Origin of the sequence: Microbacterium sp. USHLN272 (assembly GCF_037149655.1) — a bacterium.
GTDB lineage: Bacteria > Actinomycetota > Actinomycetes > Actinomycetales > Microbacteriaceae > Microbacterium > Microbacterium galbinum.
The window spans coordinates 438,884-457,949 of sequence record NZ_JBBCRA010000001.1; the positions used below are offsets into that span (position 1 = coordinate 438,884).

A 19,066-nucleotide genomic window follows, 5' to 3' on the forward strand; every position below is an offset into this window, starting at 1 on the left:
AGCCTGGAGGGATGACCCCTGCCGCCGCCCTGCTCTCGGGGCAGACGCCGCTCGCCGTGCGCATGCGTCCCGTCTCGCTCGACGAGGTAGCCGGTCAGCGGCACCTGCTCCGTTCCGGCTCGCCGATCGTCGCCCTCGCCGACCCCGAGGCATCGTCGCCCGGCGCGGTCTCCATCATCCTCTGGGGGCCTCCCGGTACCGGTAAGACGACGCTCGCGCAGGCCATCGCCCGTTCTTCCGGTCGCCGCTTCGTCGAGCTCTCGGCGATCACGGCGGGGGTGAAGGACGTGCGCGAGGTCATGCAGGAGGCCATCACGCAGCGCGACCTCTACGGTCAGACGACGATCCTGTTCCTCGACGAGATCCACCGCTTCACGAAGGCGCAGCAGGACGCTCTCCTGCCCGGTGTCGAGAACGGCTGGGTGATCCTGATAGCCGCGACAACCGAGAACCCGTCGTTCTCGGTGATCTCGCCGCTGCTCTCGCGATCGCTCCTACTCACCCTGCAACCTCTCACCGACGACGACATCGGTCTGCTCGTCGATCGCGCCGTCACCGATGCTCGCGGCCTGCACGGCGCGGTGACGCTCAGCGATGAGGCGCGGGCCGCGCTCATCCGTCTCGCCTCCGGCGACGCGCGCCGTGCCCTCACCGGCCTCGAGGCCGGTGCGGCCGTTGCGCTCTCGCACGGGAGCCCGCCCGACGCGGAAGACGCCGGCGACGGCGATGAGGACGCTGAGGTCGCCGACGACGACGAAGCCGGCGTGGCGAGCGGCGATACCGGGGAAGAAGCCGCCGGTGCGGCATCCGTCGTCCCGGAAGTCTCCGCCGACGACGTCGCGCAGGCCGTCGACCGAGCGCTGTTGCGCTACGACCGTCAGGGAGACGAGCACTACGACGTCATCAGTGCGTTCATCAAGTCGATTCGCGGGTCGGATGCCGATGCGGCGTTGCACTACCTCGCCCGGATGATCGAGGCGGGAGAGGATCCCCGGTTCATCGCTCGGCGGCTCGTGATCTCCGCCTCCGAAGACGTGGGCCTCGCCGATCCGCAGGCGTTGGTGATCGCCGTCGCCGCCGCCGACGCCGTGGCTTTCATCGGGATGCCGGAGGGGCGCATCCCGCTCGCCGAGGCGACCGTGTACCTCGCGACGACGGCCAAGTCGAATGCGGCGTACGCGGGCATCGACGCCGCGATCGCCGACATCCGGAAGGGCGGCTTCGGCCGGGTCCCGCTCCACCTGCGCGATGCGCACTATCCGGGGGCGAAGCGGCTCGGTCATGGCCGCGGCTACGCGTACCCGCACGACAACGAGTTCGGCATCGTGGCCCAGCAGTACCTCCCCGACGAGTTGCAGGGGCGCCGCTACTACGCGCCGAAGGCTCTGGGGGCCGAGCGAGATGTCTCGGCGCGGCTCGAGAAGATCCGCCGCATCCTCGACGGGCGCTGACCCGCAGCCCCTGCCCGCAGCGGACGCCCGACCCTCTACAGTGTGCGGGTGACGCGTTCTCCTCTTCGCATTCCGCCCGATCGTGATCTCTCGATCGACTTCGTCCGCGCGATCTGCCTCCCTGTGGTGGTCGTGCTGCATGCGATCCAGATGGGCATCGAGGGCGATCCGCCCCGTGCCTTCAACGCACTCGCGGAGTGGACGCCGCTGGCCTGGATCACCTGGATCGGGATGATCATGCCCACGTTCTTCATCGCCGGAGGCTTCGCCGGCATCACCACCTGGCGCCGACTCGAGAAGAGAGGGGAGACGGCGGGGGAGTACATCCGCGTCCGAGCCCTCCGACTCGCGCGCCCGGTGTTCCTCGCGATGCTCGGCGTGCTCCTCACCCTCGCGGTGATGGCGGTCTGCGGAGCCGATGCCGAGTTCCTCCGGACCTTCGCGTTCCGGCTCGCCGAGCCGCTCTGGTTCATCGCGGTGTACGCGATCTGCACCTCGTTCGTACCGCTGATGGCCGCGCTGCACCGCCGTGCGGCCTGGACGACGTACTTCACCCTGGCCGCGCTGGTCGTGATCGTCGATCTCGTCTCTCGTTTCGGGGGTCTGCCGATCGGCGCCCTCAATTGGCTCTTCGTCTGGCTCTTCGTGCAGCAACTCGGCTTCGGCGTGCGGGATCAGTGGTACTCGCGCCGCCCGCGATGGTTGCTCCTGCTGCTGGCCGTCGCCGCCTACGGCCTCATGTGCGTCGCCGTCTTCGGGCTGGGCTACGACCCCGACATGATCGCCAACCTCAACCCGCCGACCGTGCTCCTGCTCCTGCTCGGTCTGGCGCAGGTCTACCTGTTCACGCTCCTTCAGCCGGCGATCCGCGCGCTCATGCGTCTGCGCCCCGCGCTCGTGATCATCGGCACCCTCGGAATGTACGGAATGGTCATCTACCTGTGGCATACGGTCGCGATGGCGATCGTCGTCGGCGCACAGCAGGCGCTGGGGCTGCCGTTCCCGCCGGTACTCACCCCCACATGGTGGATCACACGCATCCCGTGGGTGCTCGCGATCGTGGCGGTGCTCGCCGTGCTCTGCGCGACCGTCCCCCGGATCGAACGGATCTGGCCGGTGGAGAGGGCGCACACCATGCCGCTGCCGGCGGCGATCGCGGCGACAGCGCTTCTCGTGGCGGGCGTCGGGTGGGTGCTCACCCAGGGCTATCTCACGCTCGGAACCGCCGTGGCTCTGGCGGCGATCGCATTCGCGATCGCGTGGCTCACCGTCGGCGGGCCCGGTCCGGATCGAGAGTCGGAGCCTCTGGAGGATGCGGCGGAATCCGGCGCATCGCGGGACGCGCGGCGCCTCTGATAGACTTGACCGGCTCGAAACCGAGTTTTCGGGCATCTCCTCGTTCACACCACACCTCGACGGCGCCCCGGCGTGCGCCCCGAGGAAGAGCGCGGGTGATACGTCCGTGAGTCGCGAGAGACGCGACCACGTCATCGGAAGGACAGCTTCGTGACCACGAAGTCCCAGGACCGCCGCAAGGTGCGTCTGAGCCGTGCCCTCGGCATCGCTCTCACCCCGAAGGCCGCCCGCTACCTCGAGAAGCGTCCGTACGCTCCGGGTGAGCACGGCCGCACCAAGCGCAAGGCTGACAGCGACTACGCCGTCCGTCTGCGCGAGAAGCAGCGTCTGCGCGAGCAGTACGGCATCCGCGAGAAGCAGATGCGCAACACCTTCAACGAAGCCCGCCGCCAGGAGGGTCTGACCGGTGAGAACCTGGTCGAGCTCCTCGAGATGCGTCTCGACGCTCTCGTGCTGCGCGCCGGTTTCGCCCGTACGACGGCGCAGGCCCGCCAGCTCGTCGTGCACCGCCACATCCTCGTCGACGGCCAGCTCGTCGACCGCCCGTCCTTCCGCGTGAAGGCCGGACAGCTCATCCACGTCAAGGCCAAGAGCGAGGGCACCGAGCCCTTCCAGGTGGCAGCAGCCGGCGGTCACGCCGAGGTCCTGCCCCCCGTTCCGGGCTACCTCGAGGTCGAGCTCGACAAGCTCCAGGCCCGCCTGGTCCGTCGTCCGAAGCGCGCCGAGGTCCCCGTGACCTGCGAAGTGCAGCTCGTCGTCGAGTACTACGCGGCTCGCTGAGCCCACAGGGCGCTGATCTCAGCGTTCGAAACGAGAGGCGTCGGGGTGACCCGACGCCTCTCGTCGTTTTTGCATACGATGGAGACACCGCGCCTTCGCGGGTCAAGGCAAGGATGACGACATGAAGAACATGGTGTGGTTCCTGATCGGCGTGATCGGCGGCTTCGTCGCTGCGCATTTCATGAACAAGGACCCCCGCGGGCACGACATCCTCGCCGAGGTCGATGCCAGGATCAACGGCTTCACCGCGCTCATCGGCGACGCGTACCGCGCGCAGGAGGCCCGGCTCACCGAGCCGGAAGACCACTGACCCCTCGCGCAACCGCGCGGAACTTCTCACCTCCGAACAAGGACACCCGGGCACCCCTATGAATTCTGCGGAAATCGCGCAGCGCTATCTCGACTTCTTCGAGAAGAACGACCACGTCATCGTCCCCTCCGCCTCGCTCGTCAGCGACGACCCCTCCCTGATGTTCACGGTCGCGGGCATGGTGCCCTTCGTCCCGTACCTCACGGGCGTCGTGCCGTCGCCGCATCCGCGGATCGCCGACCTGCAGAAGTGCATCCGCACGAACGACATCGAAGAGGTCGGCAAGACCGCCCGTCATGGCACGTTCTTCCAGATGCTCGGCAACTGGTCGTTCGGCGACTACTTCAAAGAGGGCGCGATCCGCTACGCCTGGGAACTCCTCACCAGCAGCGAGGCCGATGGCGGCTTCGCGTTCGACGAGAAGGACCTCTGGGTCACGGTCTATGAGACCGATGACGAGGCCGAGTCGATCTGGCGCGACATCATCGGACTGAAGCCCGAGCGCATCCAGCGCCTCGGACGCGCCGACAACTACTGGAACACGGGTCAGCCCGGCCCGGGTGGCCCCGACTCCGAGATCTTCTTCGACCGGGGACCGGCGTACGGCAAGGACGGCGGCCCCGCGGCCGACGATTCGAGATTCCTGGAGATCTGGAACCTCGTGTTCATGCAGGACTTCATCGAGAACATCCGCGGAAAGACCGAGTTCGACATCGTGGGCGAGCTCCCGCAGAAGAACATCGACACCGGCATGGGTCTCGAGCGCGTCGCCTTCCTCAAGCAGGGCGTCGAGAACATGTACGAGATCGACCAGGTGCGCCCCGTCCTCGATCGTGCCGTCGAGCTCTCCGGCCGCACCTACGGCAAGGTCCACGAGGACGACGTGCGCTTCCGCGTCATCGCCGACCACGTGCGCTCCTCGCTCATGCTGCTCTCCGACGGCGTGCGTCCGTCGAACGAGGGCCGCGGCTACATCCTCCGTCGCCTCATGCGCCGCACGGTGCGTGCGATGCGGCTGCTCGGCGTCGACGAGCCGGTCTTCCCCGAACTCTTCGCCACCTCGCGCGACGCGATGAAGTCGTCGTACCCCGAACTCGAGCGCGACTGGTCGACCCTCTCCGCGTCGGCGTTCGCCGAGGAGGAGACCTTCCGTCGCACGCTGGCCCAGGGATCGACGATCCTCGACCTGGCGCTCGACGAGACCAAGAAGGAGGGCAAGACGGCGCTGAGCGGCCCGGAGGCCTTCCTGCTGCACGACACCTACGGATTCCCGATCGACCTCACGCTCGAGGTCGCCGAGGAAGCCGGGCTCGAGGTCGACCGCGGCGCGTTCGACACCCTCATGCGTGAGCAGCGCGACCGCGCCAAGGCAGACGCGCGCAACCGCAAGCGTCAACTCGCGGACGTCTCCGTCTACCGGGAGCTGCGCGCTCTCGGCGAGACCGGCTTCGACGGGTACACCGAACTCGAGGTGCAGTCCCGCATCCTGGGCATCCTCGTCGACGGGCAGCCGGTGCGCAGCGCATCGGAGGGCCAGATCGCCGAAGTCGTCCTCGCCGAGACGACCCTGTACGCCGAGTCCGGAGGTCAAGTCGCCGACAAGGGAACGATCGTGGGCCCCGGCTTCGAACTCGAAGTGCTCGACGTGCAGCGTCCCGTTCCCGGACTCATCAGCCACACGGTGCAGGTGAGCACCGGAACGGTCGCCGTCGACGATGCCGCCACCACGGTCGTCGATGCGGCCAACCGTCGCGCGGCGCGTCAGGCGCACTCCGCGACGCACCTCGTGCACGCTGCGCTCCGCGACACGCTCGGTCCGACCGCCACGCAGGCGGGCTCGTTGAACCGCGCCGGCTACATGCGCTTCGATTTCTCCTGGTCGCAGGCGTTGTCGGCCGACACGCGCAACGAGATCGAGGAGATCACGAACCGCGCCGTCCACGACGCCCTCGAGGTCACCACGCGCATCGTCTCGCTCGACGAGGCGAAGGAAGCCGGCGCCATGGCGCTGTTCGGCGAGAAGTACGGCGACGTGGTGCGCATGGTCGACATCGGTGGCCCGTGGTCGCGTGAGCTCTGCGCGGGAACCCACGTCGGCTCCAGCGCCGAGATCGGCCTCGTCAGCCTCGTCGGAGAATCGTCGGTGGGAGCATCCAACCGTCGCATCGAAGCCCTCGTCGGCGTCGACGCCTTCCGTGAGCTCGCTGCCGAGCGTGCGATCGTCTCGCAGCTCACGAGTTCGCTGAAGACGCCGCGCGATCAGCTCGCCGAGCGCATCTCCGACCTCGCTGCGAACCTCAAGGCGGCGGAGAAGCGCATCGCTCAGTTCGAGTCCAAGGAGCGCGCGGGACAGATTCCCGCGATCGCCGACGCGGCGCGCCGGATCGCCGCGTTCCACGTCGCCACGGAGTCGCTCGGTGAGCTGGCCTCGGCCGACGATCTGCGCGAACTCGTGCTCGGCGTCCGCGACCGCCTCGGCTCCGATGCTGCGGTCGTCGCACTCGGCGCCGTCGTGAACGGTCGTCCGGTCGTGGTCGTCGCCACCAACGACGCCGCTCGCACCGCAGGTGCGAAGGCGGGAGCGCTCGCGAAGCGCGCCGCCGGAGTGCTCGGCGGAGGCGGCGGCGGGCGTGACGACGTCGCGCAGGGCGGCGGAACGGATGCCGCGGCACTGCCCGCCGCACTCGACGCCATCGTCCAGGAGCTGCACGCAGCGTGAGCGGTTTCCGACGCGGGGTGCGCCTCGGCATCGATGTCGGGCGCGCCCGCGTCGGCGTCGCGCGGTGCGATCCCGACGGAATGCTCGCCGTCCCCGTCGAGACGGTGCCGCGCTCGGAGACCTCGATCGATCGGCTCGTGGAGCTCGCGGCCGAGTACGAGCCGATGGAGTTCGTCGTCGGTCTCCCGGTGAACATGCAGGGCGCGGACACCGCGTCGACGGTGGACGCACGGGAGTTCGCCGCAGCCCTTCGCACGCGCACCGGTGTCCCGGTACGGCTCGTCGACGAACGGCTCAGCACGGTGTCCGCGCACGCGGCCCTGCGTTCTTCAGGTCGAAATCAGAAGAACTCTCGTAGCATTGTGGATCAGGTCGCCGCGGTGGTGCTGCTGCAGCAGGCGATCGACACGGAGAAGAGCACCGGAAACCCGGCCGGTGCCGCTGTCCCGTCCGACGAGGAGCATCCCTGAACATGTCCGAACGCGATGGCGCGTCCCCCGCGCCCGATGCGAACGAGCCGCTCGGCGATCTCTTCGCGAACCTCCCCGAGCCGACGCAGCAGCATCCGACGGCCGATTACAGCGGCCCGGCGCCCGGCTCCCGGCGCGCCGCCCGTGAGGCCGCGCGCCGAGGCGACGGCGCACCCGAGACGACTCCCGCCGCCGTGCCCGACGCCGTGGACCCGGTCGGCGCCCCCGTCCCGGCAGTCGAGCCCGCGGTCGACCCGGTGACGTCGGCGGCCGAGCCCGTGCGTCCGTCCGCCGAAGAGGTGCGGATCGCGCCGGCAGGCAGGGAGCCGGCACCCGTCGCCGCTCCCACCGCCGAAGCCGTCCAGGGCGAGGCCCCGATCGGCGGAGGCCTCGACGCTCTGTTCGTGGCTCCCGATGACGACCGCGCTCTGGCGAAGGCACCGAAGAAGCGACGTCGCGGATGTCTGATCGCGCTGCTCATCATCCTGGTGATCGTCGGCGGTATCGCCGCCGCCGGCGCCTGGGCGATGAACACCTACGGCGAGCAGATCAACGACGTCATGGGCTGGGGTGAGCCGAAGGACTACGAAGACGGCCAAGCCTCCGGCGAAGCCTTCGTCACGATCAAGGACGGCGATACCGGACGCCCGGTGTCGACGGCACTCTACGAGGCCGGTGTCACCAAGACCGAGGACGTGTTCTACGACTACCTGATCGAGGAGAACATCGCGGTCACCTTCTACCCGGGCGTGTACCGCCTGCAGGAGAAGATGACTGCCGCCGCCGCGCTCGAGGCGTTGCGCAACGAAGACAACAAGCTCGAGAACACGGTGTCGGTGTCGGAGGGAGGCACGATCGAGTCCTCCCTGGCGGCGATGGCCGAGTCGCTCGGTCTGCCGGTGGAGGACTTCGAAGCCGCCGTCGCCGATCCTGCCGCCTACGGCGTCGACGCGCCGAGCCTCGAGGGGTGGTTGTTCCCGGCCGTGTACACCTTCGATCCCGAGGTGACGGCGACGCAGGTCATCCAGCGCATGGTCGATCGCACACGGGAGGCGTTGACCGAAGCCGGCGTTCCCGATACCGACGCCGAGCGCATCCTGACGATCGCGTCGATCATCCAGCGCGAGGGCCGCACGGCCGACTTCGCGAAGGTGAGCCGCGTGATCGAGAACCGTCTCGACATCGACATGAAGCTGCAGATGGACTCGACGGCCCAGTACGGGTACGGCTCGCTCCACGAGGGCGTCGTGTCGAGCTCGGCCGAGGCTCTGGAAGACGACAACGACTGGAACACCTACGTGCGCACGGGTCTTCCGGTGACTCCGATCGCGAGTCCGAGCTTCGCCGCGATCGATGCCGCGATGCACCCCGAGGACGGGCCCTGGCTGTACTTCGTCACGATCGATCTGTCGACGGGCGAGACGCAGTTCTCGGAGACGTACGAGGAGCACCAGGCCGGCATCGAGAAGTGGCGCGAATGGTGCCGGGCGAATCCGGATGCCGGCTGCTGACGCTCGTTCCCCCCACCGGCTCGCGGTGTGGGGGGATCCGATCGCGCATTCGAAGTCTCCGGCGCTCCACGCCGCGGCCTATCGTGTGCTCGGGCTGGACTGGGATTACGACCGTCGCCGCGTGAGCGCCGATGACCTGCCGTCGGCGCTGTCCGGGCTCGACGGATCGTGGCGTGGACTCTCGCTCACGATGCCCCTCAAGGAACAGGCGTTCCGGGCCGCGGCGGTGCGCGATCGCCATGCGACGCTCACGGGAGCCGTGAACACGCTCCTGCTCGACGGCGGGCCGGCGGGGTTCAACACCGACGTCGGGGGGATCGTCGACGCCCTGGCCGATGACGGGATGCGGGCGGCGAGCACCGTGCGCATCCTCGGTGCCGGGGCGACGGCGGCATCCGCCCTGGTCGCTGCGGCGGAGATCGGTGCCGAGCGGGCGGAGATCCGCGCACGCCGGCCGGATCGCGCTGCGGCACTGGTCGATCTCGGCGGCAGTCTCGGCGTGACCGTCTCCGTCGCCTCGTTCGATTCGCCTCCCACCCCGGTGGATCTGACGGTCGCGACGCTTCCGTCGGGTACATCGCTCCCCGCAGACGTCGCCCTGCCTTTGGCGGGTGGCGGGGGAGTGCTGTTCGATGCCGCCTACGCGCCCTGGCCATCGGCGCTGGCGGCGGTGTGGAGTGACGCACCCGTCGTGTCGGGCCTCGGGATGCTGCTCCATCAGGCGATCCGTCAGATCCGCGTCTTCCTGCACGGTGACCCGGCGCACGTGCTCGACGACGAGGCATCCGTCCTGGCCGCGATGCGCGCTGCTCTCTGACTCCGCACCGCTCTGTGACACGACGCTGAAACGCGGACGGCGGGCGCGGCCGCGCATGGGAGACTAGAGGAATGCTCCGCGTGCTGACGGCCGGCGAATCGCACGGCCCCGAACTCATCGCCATCATGGAGGGCCTTCCCTCCGGTGTCCCGATCTCCTCCGAGGCGATCCAGGCCGACCTCCAGCGTCGGAAACTCGGCTACGGGCGCGGCTCGCGCATGAAGTTCGAGCAGGACGAGCTGAGCATCTCCGGCGGCGTGCGCCACGGCAGGACCCTGGGGAGTCCGATCGCGTTGCGCATCGGCAACACCGAGTGGCCGAAGTGGACCGAGGTCATGAACCCCGAGCCCGCCGAGCTCACCGACAAGTCGCGCGGCCGCGGCGCCCCGCTCACACGCCCCCGCCCGGGTCACGCCGACCTCGTGGGCATGCAGAAGTACGACTTCGACGAGGCCCGCCCGATCCTCGAGCGTGCGAGTGCTCGGGAGACCGCCGCTCGCGTCGCGCTGGGTGCCGTCGCCCGTTCCTTCCTCAGCGAGCTCGGCATCCGTCTCGTGAGCCACACCCTCTCGATCGGCCCGGTCGCCGTGCCGGCAAATTCACCGCTGCCGACTCCGGACGACGTCGATGCCCTCGACGCCGATCCGCTCCGGTGCTTCGACGCCGCCACCTCCGCGCTGATGGTCGCCGAGGTCGACGACGCGAAGAAGGACGGTGACACCCTCGGCGGCATCGTCGAGGTGCTTGCCTACGGCCTTCCGCCGGGGCTCGGCTCGCACGTGCACTGGGACCGCCGGCTCGATGCCCGCCTCGCGCAGGCGCTCATGAGCATCCAGGCCATCAAGGGGGTCGAGGTCGGCGACGGATTCGAGACCACACGTCGGCGCGGCTCGGCCGCCCACGACGAGCTCTTCGCGACCGACGGCGGCATCACCCGCGGCTCCGACCGTGCCGGCGGAACCGAGGGCGGGATGTCGACCGGCACCGTGCTGCGCGTGCGCGCCGGCATGAAGCCGATCGCCACGGTGCCGCATGCGCTGCGCACGATCGACATCGCGACCGGCGACGACGCGACGGCCCACCATCAGCGCTCCGACGTGTGCGCCGTCCCCGCGGCGGGCGTCGTGGCCGAGGCGATGGTCGCCATCGAGCTCGCCCGGGCCGTGCTCGAGAAGTTCGGCGGCGACAGCGTCGGCGAGACCCGTCGCAACCTCGAGGGATACCTCGCGGCGATCCCGGCGGAGCTGCGCACCGCGCCGGCATCCGAGGCCGCGCTGCTCGCGCATGACGAACAGCACTGATCCGCTCACACTGGTGCTCGTCGGTCCCATGGCTGCGGGCAAGACCAGTGTGGGGCGGCGTGTCGCACGCCGCCTGGGCGTGCCGTTCATCGACACCGACAAGCGCATCGTCGCCGCCCACGGCCAGATCCCCGTGATCTTCGCCGAGCACGGCGAGGATCACTTCCGCGAACTGGAACGGCTCGCGGTCGCCGACGCGCTCGCGGAGGGCGGCGTGATCTCCCTCGGCGGCGGCGCCGTGACGGATGCCGGGACCCGCGCGCTGCTGGGCGCGCATCCCGTGGTCTTCCTCACGGTGAGTCCCGAGGCGGTCGCGGATCGGATCCGCGGAGCCGGGCGCCCGCTGCTCGAGTCGGAGGATCCTCTGGAGCGCTGGACCTCGATCTTCGAGGCGCGCCGGGACTGGTACGAAGAAGTGGCCACGGCGACGTTCGACACGTCGCGCCGGCCGATGCAGAAGATCGCAGACGAGATCGTCATTTGGAGGAGAGAGCAGCGATGACCACCACGACCATCAGCGTCACCGGAGACGATGCCTACGACATCGTGATCGGTCGGGACATCCTCGACCGCGTGTCGGAGGCGCTGACGCCCACGGTGCGCAAAATTCTCGTGGTGCACCCTCCGACGCTCGCCGCGCGGGCGGCCGAACTGCGCGACAGACTCCTCGCCGACACCGAGAACGGTCCGCGCGAGGTTCTGCTCGCCGAGATCCCGGATGCCGAGCAGGGCAAGCGCATCGAGGTGGCGGCCTTCTGCTGGCAGGTGATGGGTCAGGCGGACTTCACGCGCACGGATGCCGTGATCGGCTACGGCGGGGGAGCGGTGACCGACCTCGCCGGTTTCGTGGCCGCGACCTGGCTGCGCGGCATCCAGCTCGTGCAGGTGCCCACCACCGTCCTCGGTCTCGTCGACGCCTCCGTCGGGGGCAAGACCGGGATCAACACCGCGGAGGGAAAGAACCTCGTCGGGGCGTTCTGGGCCCCGCGTGCGGTGATCGGCGACCTCGACGAGCTGCGCAGCCTCAGCGCAAACGAGGCGACGGCCGGGTTCGCGGAGGTCGTGAAGGCCGGCTTCATCTGGGCACCGGAGATCCTCGACATCGTCGAGGCGGATCCCGCACGCGCCGTGGATCCGGCCTCTGACGAGTTCCGCCGCGCCGTCGAGCTCGCGATCGGGATGAAGGCCGCCGTCGTCTCGGAGGACTTCCGAGAGGCCGGGCAGCGCGAGATCCTCAACTACGGCCACACGCTCGGACACGCCATCGAGCATGCCGAGCGATACCGCTGGCGGCACGGCGCGGCGATCTCGGTGGGGATGCTCTTCGCCGCCGAGCTCTCGCGTCTCGCCGGGCGCCTGTCCGACGAGGCGGCGCTGCGCCACCGCGCGGTTCTCGAGTCGCTCGGTCTCCCGACCTCGTACCGCGCGGGCGCCTGGCCGCAGCTCCTGGCCACGATGCAGCGCGACAAGAAGAGCCGCGGGGGAATGCTCCGCTTCATCCTGCTCGACGACATCGCCAAGCCGACCGTTCTCCAGGCTCCCGACGAGTCGCTGCTCTTCGCCGCCTACCAGGAGGTCGGCGCGTGAGCGCTCGGATCCTGCTGGTCAACGGCCCCAACCTCAATCTGCTCGGCACGCGCGAGCCCGAGGTCTACGGCACGGCGACGCTCTCCGACGTCGAGCGTCTCACGACCGATGCCGCCGCCGCCGCGGGCTACGAGATCCGGGCGATCCAGAGCAATCACGAGGGCGTCCTGATCGATGCGATCCAGGCCGCCCGCGAGGACTGCGCCGCGATCGTGATCAACCCCGGCGGGCTCACCCACACGTCCGTGGCGCTGCGTGACGCATTGACCGGGGTCGCCCTGCCCTTCGCCGAGGTGCACATCTCGGACGTGCACGCGCGCGAGGAGTTCCGCCACCATTCCTACCTCGAAGACGTCGCCGCCGTGCGGGTGATCGGGCGCGGCGTGGAGGGGTACGCCGAGGCCGTGCGACGGCTCACCGCCCTCATCCCGTAGAATCTACTGTCGGCCGGGTCCGCGCCCTGCGAGGGCGGCCGCGAAAACCACACAGGAACGGAACTCTCAGCGCATGGCATCTACCGCAGACATCAAGAACGGCGTCGTCCTCAGCATCGACGGGCAGCTCTGGAGCGTCATCGAGTTCCAGCACGTGAAGCCCGGAAAGGGCGGTGCGTTCGTGCGCACCAAGCTCAAGAACGTCGTCTCCGGCAAGGTCGTCGACCGCACGTACAACGCGGGCGCGAAGATCGACATCGAGAACGTCGACCGCCGCGACTTCACCTACCTGTACAACGACGGCGACGGCTTCGTCTTCATGGACGCCACCGACTTCGACCAGCTCACGGTCGGCGCGGCCACGGTCGGCGATGCGAAGAACTTCCTGCTCGAGAACCAGCAGGTCACGATCGCTCTGAACAACGGCAACCCGCTGTACATCGACCTTCCGGCGTCGGTCATCCTCGAGGTGACGTACACCGAGCCCGGTCTGCAGGGCGACCGCTCGTCGGCCGGCACGAAGCCCGCCACCCTCGAGACCGGCTACGAGATGCAGGTTCCGCTGTTCCTCGAGACCGGCACCAAGATCAAGGTCGACACCCGCACGGGTGAGTACCTGGGTCGCGAGAAGTAAGGCGTGAGCGCTCGGACGAAGGCGCGCAAGCGCGCACTCGACATCCTCTTCTCCGCCGACGTGCGCGGAGACGACGTCGCCATCGCCCTCGCGGCCGAGGCCAAGCGGGCGGCGAGCGAACCTGCTCGCGAGGCCTCCTGGCTGTACGCCCGTGAGATCGTCGACGGCATCATCGATCACCGCGACGAGATAGACGAGCAGATCACCACGCACAGCCGTGAGTGGAAGATCGAGCGGATGCCGGCGGTCGACCGCGCACTCCTGCGCATCGCCGTCTGGGAGATCCTGCACAACGACGAGGTCCCGACGGCCGTCGCGATCGACGAGGCCGTGGAGCTCGCCAAGGAGTTCTCGACCGATGACTCGGGCGCGTTCGTCCACGGCGTCCTCGGTCGGGTGTCCCGCGCGGCCTGAACGCTCTGATCGCACCTCCGCCGCGTGTCGGAGGTGCGGGGGAGGATGAGGTCCATGGCGCTCCCGATCGATCCCGCGCGACGCGAACCGTCGCGTCCGGACGACGGATGGCGCGCGCTGCTCGGTTCGCGCGACGACGCTGACGACGACCTCGCTCCGCTCGCCCTCGGTGTCGAGCTCCGCTACCGCGAGTCGCGCGGGGGCAACCCCTGGGCGGCCCGACCGCTCCGTGCGGCGACACCTCGCGACGTCGCCCGGCGCGCGGGGGAGATCCTCCTCGGCATCCGCCCTCTGGAGCGCAGCGCCGCCAGCGGTGCGTGGGTGCAGGGCGGCGCCACGTGGGACGCCGTTCGGCGGTCGTCGGCGCGGTACGGGCGTGAGCGCTCGCGCTGGTTCGCGGACCTCCTGAGCATCGCGCGCGATTCATTGCTCTCGGGCACCGCGGGTGACTGGTTGCTGGTCGACCACCTCGAATCCCGTCTGCTGTGGTCCCACCTCCGCGCGGGCGCGGCACTCGGCATCCCGCTCGTCCCGACGCAGAAGGATGTCGAGGTCGTGCTGGCCGACCGTGCGGGTGTGCGCGCGGACATCGCCAGGAACGACGAGGGAGACCTCGAGGTGTCGGCCGTGGTCGAGTTCGACGGCGAGACCATCGGCGACGCAGAAATCCGCCCGATCGGACGCAGCGGCGTCTACGCCGTGACCTCTCACGGACACCGGGTGCGGGTGGTCCTGGCCGAGATCCCGCTCAGCGACTCGGTGCACGCTCTGATCGCCGCTTCCGGCCCTCTAGTCGTGCCGCGTGCAGACGAAGAGGCGTTCCTGCGCGAGGCGTATCCGCTGCTGGCGCGTCGCATCGAGGTGCGCGGCAGTGCGCGGGTCGATCTTCCGCCGTTGCCCCTGCCGACACCGGTGCTCCAGCTCACGTTCCGTCGCGGCGACACGATCGCCTTCGCGTTCGAATGGGAGTACCGGGGCTTCGGTCGCGTGCCTCTCGACGAGTCCCCCCACGGCGTGCGCGATCAGGCGGCCGAGACGGCAATCCTCGAACCGATCCTCGCGGTCTGGCAGCGGGCGACGGGGGAGCGCTTCACATCGTCGGGTGCGTTCCACGACGTCGAAACCGCGGAGTTCGTCACGCATCTCGTCCCCCGTCTCGAGGTCGAGGGGGTGCTCGTCGAGGTGTCCGGTCGACGCAAGACGTATCACGAGCTCACCGGCGAACCGGAGGTGACGGTCTCGACGGTCGAGTCCGCCGACCCCGACTGGTTCGACCTCGGCGTGCTCGTGCGCATCGACGGCCGACTGATCCCGTTCGAACCGCTCTTCACCGCTCTGACGAAGGGGCGTAGGAAACTCCTGCTCGTCGACGGAAGCTACTTCTCGCTGCAGCATCCTGCGCTGGACCGGTTGCGCGAACTGCTCGAGGAGGCCGCCGACCTCGACGAGTGGGAGACCGGGCCCCGCATCAGCCGTCATCAGACCGACCTCTGGGAGGAGTTCGAGGATCTCGCCGATCAGGCTCTCCCCGCCGTCACCTGGCGGGCCACGGCCGAAGGGCTGCGCGCTGCCACGGGTGTGCCGTCCGCACCGATGCCGCAGCGGATCATCGCCGAGCTGCGTCCGTATCAGAAGGAGGGATTCGACTGGCTCGCCTTCCTCTGGCAGCACCGGTTGGGCGGGATCCTCGCCGACGACATGGGCCTGGGGAAGACACTCCAGATCCTCACTCTGATCGCGCATGCCCGCGAGACGGGGGAGCGCCGGCCGTTCCTCGTGATCGCGCCGACGTCGGTCGCCGGAACGTGGCATTCCGAGGCGGCCAGGTTCGCCCCCGGGCTGACGGTGCAGGTGCGCGGCGCGACGCGCTCGTCCGGTCTGGCCGAGCCGTTCGGCGCCGACGTGGTCGTCACCACCTACGCGGTCGCCCGTCTCGACGCGGATGCCTTCGCCGCGGTCGAGTGGGCGGGGATCGTGCTCGATGAGGCCCAGTTCGTCAAGAATCCCGCGACCAAATTGCACCGCGCGATCGCGGGCTTCCGCTCGGACGTGACGATCGCCGTGACCGGAACCCCCCTCGAGAACAGCCTCACCGAGCTCTGGGCCCTGCTCCAGCTCACCGCACCCGGTCTCTTCCCCTCCGCCCGAAAGTTCCGTGAGCGCTACCTCCAGCCGATCGAGCAGGGCAAGGTCCCCGAGAACGAGGAGGGCGGCCCCTACCGTCAGCGTCGTCTCGCGCAGCTGCGGCGGCGGATCCGCCCCCTGGTGCTGCGGCGCACCAAGGAGCACGTGGCCCCCGACCTCCCCTCGAAGCAGGAGCAGATCCTCGAAGTCGAGCTCAGCGCCTCGCATCGCGCGCTGTACGAGGCCGTGCTGCAGCGCGAGCGTCAGAAGGTGCTCGGTCTGCTGCCCGATCTCGATCGCCACCGGTTCATCGTGTTCCGTTCGCTGACGCTGCTGCGGATGCTGAGCCTGTCGCCGGCCCTCATCGATGCGAACGATCGCCGGATCGGGTCGCGCAAGCTCGACGTTCTCCTGGAGAGGGTGGCCGAACTGCAGGAGGAGGGCCACCGCGCCCTCGTCTTCAGCCAGTTCACGTCGTTCCTCGACCTCGCCGCCGAACGGCTCACCGCCGCCGGCATCCCGTATGCGCATCTCGACGGAGCGTCCCTGCGCCGACAGGAGATCGTCGACGGCTTCCGGGACGGCACGCAGCCGGTCTTCCTCATCAGCCTCAAAGCGGGTGGGTTCGGCCTGACGCTCACCGAGGCCGACTACGTTTTCCTGCTGGACCCGTGGTGGAACCCGGCGGCCGAGGCGCAGGCCGTCGACCGCACGCACCGCATCGGACAGTCCTCGCAGGTCTTCGTCTATCGCATGATCTCGGTGGGCACGATCGAGGAGAAGGTGCTCGACCTGCAGCGACGCAAGGCACGGCTCTTCTCGGCCGTGATGGACGACGAGGCCCTCTTCGCCCAGGCGCTCACCGCGGACGACATCCGCGGACTCTTCGACGACTGAGTCTCCGACACCGGGTTATCCACGGCCCGGTCGCCGCGGACGCACAGCGGGGCGCGGGTAGAATCGGTGCCGTCCAGGAGGGCGCCCGAACAGGGGCGTCCGGGATGCACCAGGAGGAGCGCAATGCGGATCACGGGACTCGGCCACGCCGGGATGTTCATCGAGACGGTCGGCGGGAACATCATCTGCGACCCCGTGCTCGGACCGTCCTTCTTCGGCTCCTGGTTCCCCTTCCCCGACAACCGCGCGCTCGACTGGGAGCGCTTCGGGAGGGAAGCGGACTTCCTCTACATCTCGCACCGTCACCGCGACCACTTCGACCCGAAGCTGCTCGAGCGGTACATCCGCAAGGACATCGAGGTGCTGCTGCCCGAGTACCCGATCGATGACCTCGAGCAGGACATCCGCGCCCTCGGTTACACCAACATCACGTACGCGCCCGCGGGCGAGATCATCGAGCGCGGCGACCTCAAGATCATGATCACCCCGCTGCGCGCCCCCAGCGACGGCCCGATCGGCGACTCCTCGCTCAGCGTCGACGACGGCACCGGGTCGGTGCTGAACCAGAACGATTCGCACCCGCTCGACCTCGACAGCCTGCTGCACTTCGGCAAGCCCGACGCGTATTTCACGCAGGTTTCGGGCGCGATCTGGTGGCCGATGGTCTACGACCTCCCGATGGATGCGAAGCAGAACTTCGCCCAGCTCAAGCGCGAGGCGCAGAACAAGCGCGCGATGTACTACATCGAGAAGGTCGATGCGCCGCACGTGTTCCCGATGGCGGGCCCGCCCATGTTCCTGCGCGACGAGCTCTTCGACTTCAACGGCACGGGGCGCGACGGCGAATCGATCTTCACCGACCAGAAGCAGTTCCTCGCGCACATGAAGGAGCTGGCGCCGCAGTACGACGGTCAGCTCTTCATCCCCGGCACGGTCGTCACGGTCGCCTCGGGTGACGTCACGACAGAGCAGACGCTGTACACCGATGCCGAGATCTCGCACATCTTCGACGAGAAGTGGGACTACCTCGAGGAGCAGCGGGCCAGCCGACAGCAGGAGATCCGCGACGAAGAGGCCTCGCGCGCCGAGGCGCTGCCCGCGGAGGAGATCCTCGCGGCGATCAAGGAGTGGTGGGAGCCGCTGCTGAAGAAGTCCCGCACGATCCGTCTCGGCGTCGGCGGTAACGTGCGTTTCCGGATCGGCGACCTCGACATGGTGGTCGACTTCCCGCGCGCCAAGGTGCGCGAGTACGCGGGGGAGGAGTGCGTCTACTGGTACACGATCCCCGCCGACCTCGTCTCGACGAACATCCGTGATCACGAGATCGACTGGTCGAACTCGATCTTCCTGTCGATGCAGTTCCAGGTGGGGCGCAGCGGCAAGTTCAACGAGTTCCTGACGACGTTCCTCAAGTGCCTGTCGGTCGACCGCATCGAGTACGTCGAGAACTGGTACCAGGAGCAGACCGACCAGACCGAGGACGCCGAGATCGGCGACTGGCTCGTGCAGCGTCGGTGCCCGCACCTGCGCGCCGACCTCACCCGCACCGGAACGGTCGACGGCGACGGCATCCTCACGTGCAGCATGCACGACTGGAAGTGGGACCTGAAGACCGGTCGCTGCCTGTCGACGAGCGGTCACCCGATCCGCTCCTCGAAGCTCGAGGAGCCGGCCGGCGACGTGCTCGCCGAGGCGAGCTGACCGCGTGACGCTCCCGGCCCTCGAGGGCGCGCGGTGGGTGGTGCGTTCGACGACCGATCGACTCCTGCGCATCGCAACGGACTTCTTCGCCGAGCAGGGTTTCGCCGTACGAGAGTCCGCGTTCGCCGATACCGCCGACGAGGCGGGATGGATCGCGGTCGCCCTCGAAGCGAGCGGACGAGGGGCGGCTGCGCACCGGCGGAGTCGCCTGGCGAGCTTCCTGGCCGGACGCCGGGCGGAATCCTCTCGGTCCGACACGCCGCAGGTCGTCATCATCGCGACGGCACGGCGCGTGTCGAACGGGATAGCCGAGCTCGTCGTCTATCCGCACGCCGCCCCGGAGAGTGCTCCCGCAATCGTCGAGACGGCGGCGGCTCCCATCGCAGCCGCGCTCGCGGCGATCACCTCAGCGGCCGGTGCCGAGTCGGCGATGCTTTCACACGAGCGCCTCCGCTCCGTGCCCGAGGATGAATGCCCCGCTTCGGACGCGAGGGCCCGCGACGTGCTCGGCTGGCGCTGATGCCCCGCTAGACTGGTGGGGAAAGCAACCTTTAACACCG

At 69.0% G+C, this 19,066-nt stretch carries 17 protein-coding genes; all 17 read left to right on the forward strand.

From position 1 onward, the window contains the following. Nucleotides 1-11 precede the first annotated feature (11 nt). Nucleotides 12-1,451, forward strand: coding sequence for a replication-associated recombination protein A (locus WFJ97_RS02230; protein WP_336640334.1), 1,440 nt, complete (start codon nt 12-14; stop codon nt 1,449-1,451). 48 nt (nt 1,452-1,499) lie between these two features. Then, nucleotides 1,500-2,807, forward strand: a complete 1,308-nt coding sequence (locus tag WFJ97_RS02235) for an acyltransferase family protein (protein WP_336640335.1) — start codon at nt 1,500-1,502, stop codon at nt 2,805-2,807. A 150-nt stretch (nt 2,808-2,957) separates the two neighbouring features. Next, nucleotides 2,958-3,587 carry a 30S ribosomal protein S4 gene (rpsD, locus tag WFJ97_RS02240; RefSeq protein WP_247622432.1) on the forward strand — a complete coding sequence of 210 codons (630 nt, stop codon included), beginning with the start codon at nt 2,958-2,960 and terminating at the stop codon, nt 3,585-3,587. A gap of 121 nt (nt 3,588-3,708) precedes the next feature. After that, on the forward strand, nt 3,709-3,897 hold the full coding sequence (locus WFJ97_RS02245; RefSeq protein ID WP_247622433.1) for a hypothetical protein: 189 nt from the start codon (nt 3,709-3,711) through the stop codon (nt 3,895-3,897). 58 nt (nt 3,898-3,955) lie between these two features. Further along, nucleotides 3,956-6,616 carry an alanine--tRNA ligase gene (alaS, locus tag WFJ97_RS02250; protein ID WP_336640336.1) on the forward strand — a complete coding sequence of 887 codons (2,661 nt, stop codon included), beginning with the start codon at nt 3,956-3,958 and terminating at the stop codon, nt 6,614-6,616. After that, on the forward strand, nt 6,613-7,086 hold the full coding sequence (gene ruvX / locus WFJ97_RS02255; RefSeq protein WP_336640337.1) for a Holliday junction resolvase RuvX: 474 nt from the start codon (nt 6,613-6,615) through the stop codon (nt 7,084-7,086). The genes alaS and ruvX overlap by 4 nt, the downstream gene beginning before the upstream one ends. Before the next feature lie 2 nt (nt 7,087-7,088). After that, entirely contained in the window at nt 7,089-8,597 is a 1,509-nt protein-coding gene (mltG, locus tag WFJ97_RS02260; protein ID WP_336640338.1) for an endolytic transglycosylase MltG, read from the forward strand. Next, on the forward strand, nt 8,584-9,414 hold the full coding sequence (locus WFJ97_RS02265) for a shikimate dehydrogenase family protein (protein ID WP_336640339.1): 831 nt from the start codon (nt 8,584-8,586) through the stop codon (nt 9,412-9,414). Before mltG ends, WFJ97_RS02265 begins: the two co-directional genes overlap by 14 nt. 71 nt (nt 9,415-9,485) lie before the next feature. Beyond that, nucleotides 9,486-10,715 carry a chorismate synthase gene (aroC, locus tag WFJ97_RS02270; protein WP_336640340.1) on the forward strand — a complete coding sequence of 410 codons (1,230 nt, stop codon included), beginning with the start codon at nt 9,486-9,488 and terminating at the stop codon, nt 10,713-10,715. Beyond that, complete coding sequence (locus WFJ97_RS02275) at nt 10,699-11,217, forward strand: shikimate kinase (RefSeq protein ID WP_247622439.1); 519 nt, start codon at nt 10,699-10,701, stop codon at nt 11,215-11,217. The genes aroC and WFJ97_RS02275 overlap by 17 nt, the downstream gene beginning before the upstream one ends. Next, the gene (gene aroB, locus WFJ97_RS02280) at nt 11,214-12,302 is read left to right on the forward strand and encodes a 3-dehydroquinate synthase (RefSeq protein ID WP_247622440.1); all 1,089 of its coding nucleotides are present in this window, start codon (nt 11,214-11,216) and stop codon (nt 12,300-12,302) included. Before WFJ97_RS02275 ends, aroB begins: the two co-directional genes overlap by 4 nt. Continuing rightward, nucleotides 12,299-12,736, forward strand: a complete 438-nt coding sequence (gene aroQ / locus WFJ97_RS02285; protein WP_336640341.1) for a type II 3-dehydroquinate dehydratase — start codon at nt 12,299-12,301, stop codon at nt 12,734-12,736. Before aroB ends, aroQ begins: the two co-directional genes overlap by 4 nt. Nucleotides 12,737-12,809: 73 nt before the next feature. Continuing rightward, nucleotides 12,810-13,370 carry an elongation factor P gene (gene efp / locus WFJ97_RS02290; RefSeq protein WP_247622442.1) on the forward strand — a complete coding sequence of 187 codons (561 nt, stop codon included), beginning with the start codon at nt 12,810-12,812 and terminating at the stop codon, nt 13,368-13,370. Nucleotides 13,371-13,373: 3 nt separating this feature from the next. Then, nucleotides 13,374-13,784 (forward strand): transcription antitermination factor NusB, encoded by a 411-nt coding sequence (gene nusB / locus WFJ97_RS02295; protein ID WP_247622443.1) that lies wholly within the window; start codon nt 13,374-13,376, stop codon nt 13,782-13,784. Nucleotides 13,785-13,838: 54 nt separating this feature from the next. Then, nucleotides 13,839-16,805, forward strand: a complete 2,967-nt coding sequence (locus tag WFJ97_RS02300) for a DEAD/DEAH box helicase (protein WP_336640342.1) — start codon at nt 13,839-13,841, stop codon at nt 16,803-16,805. A gap of 123 nt (nt 16,806-16,928) precedes the next feature. Further along, nucleotides 16,929-18,506 (forward strand): Rieske 2Fe-2S domain-containing protein, encoded by a 1,578-nt coding sequence (locus WFJ97_RS02305; RefSeq protein WP_336640343.1) that lies wholly within the window; start codon nt 16,929-16,931, stop codon nt 18,504-18,506. Between the two features lie 4 nt (nt 18,507-18,510). Beyond that, nucleotides 18,511-19,026, forward strand: coding sequence for a hypothetical protein (locus tag WFJ97_RS02310; RefSeq protein ID WP_336640344.1), 516 nt, complete (start codon nt 18,511-18,513; stop codon nt 19,024-19,026). Nucleotides 19,027-19,066 lie beyond the last annotated feature (40 nt).

What these genes read in the sequence shown, in the direction of transcription:
- efp (WP_247622442.1), top strand. Translation starts at nt 12,810, where the DNA reads ATGGCATCTACCGCAGACATCAAGAACGGCGTCGTCCTCAGCATCGAC.
- aroB (WP_247622440.1), top strand. Translation starts at nt 11,214, where the DNA reads ATGACCACCACGACCATCAGCGTCACCGGAGACGATGCCTACGACATC.
- WFJ97_RS02305 (WP_336640343.1), top strand. Translation starts at nt 16,929, where the DNA reads ATGCGGATCACGGGACTCGGCCACGCCGGGATGTTCATCGAGACGGTC.
- alaS (WP_336640336.1), top strand. Translation starts at nt 3,956, where the DNA reads ATGAATTCTGCGGAAATCGCGCAGCGCTATCTCGACTTCTTCGAGAAG.
- WFJ97_RS02230 (WP_336640334.1), top strand. Translation starts at nt 12, where the DNA reads ATGACCCCTGCCGCCGCCCTGCTCTCGGGGCAGACGCCGCTCGCCGTG.
- WFJ97_RS02275 (WP_247622439.1), top strand. Translation starts at nt 10,699, where the DNA reads ATGACGAACAGCACTGATCCGCTCACACTGGTGCTCGTCGGTCCCATG.
- aroC (WP_336640340.1), top strand. Translation starts at nt 9,486, where the DNA reads ATGCTCCGCGTGCTGACGGCCGGCGAATCGCACGGCCCCGAACTCATC.
- WFJ97_RS02300 (WP_336640342.1), top strand. Translation starts at nt 13,839, where the DNA reads ATGGCGCTCCCGATCGATCCCGCGCGACGCGAACCGTCGCGTCCGGAC.
- WFJ97_RS02265 (WP_336640339.1), top strand. Translation starts at nt 8,584, where the DNA reads ATGCCGGCTGCTGACGCTCGTTCCCCCCACCGGCTCGCGGTGTGGGGG.
- WFJ97_RS02245 (WP_247622433.1), top strand. Translation starts at nt 3,709, where the DNA reads ATGAAGAACATGGTGTGGTTCCTGATCGGCGTGATCGGCGGCTTCGTC.
- mltG (WP_336640338.1), top strand. Translation starts at nt 7,089, where the DNA reads ATGTCCGAACGCGATGGCGCGTCCCCCGCGCCCGATGCGAACGAGCCG.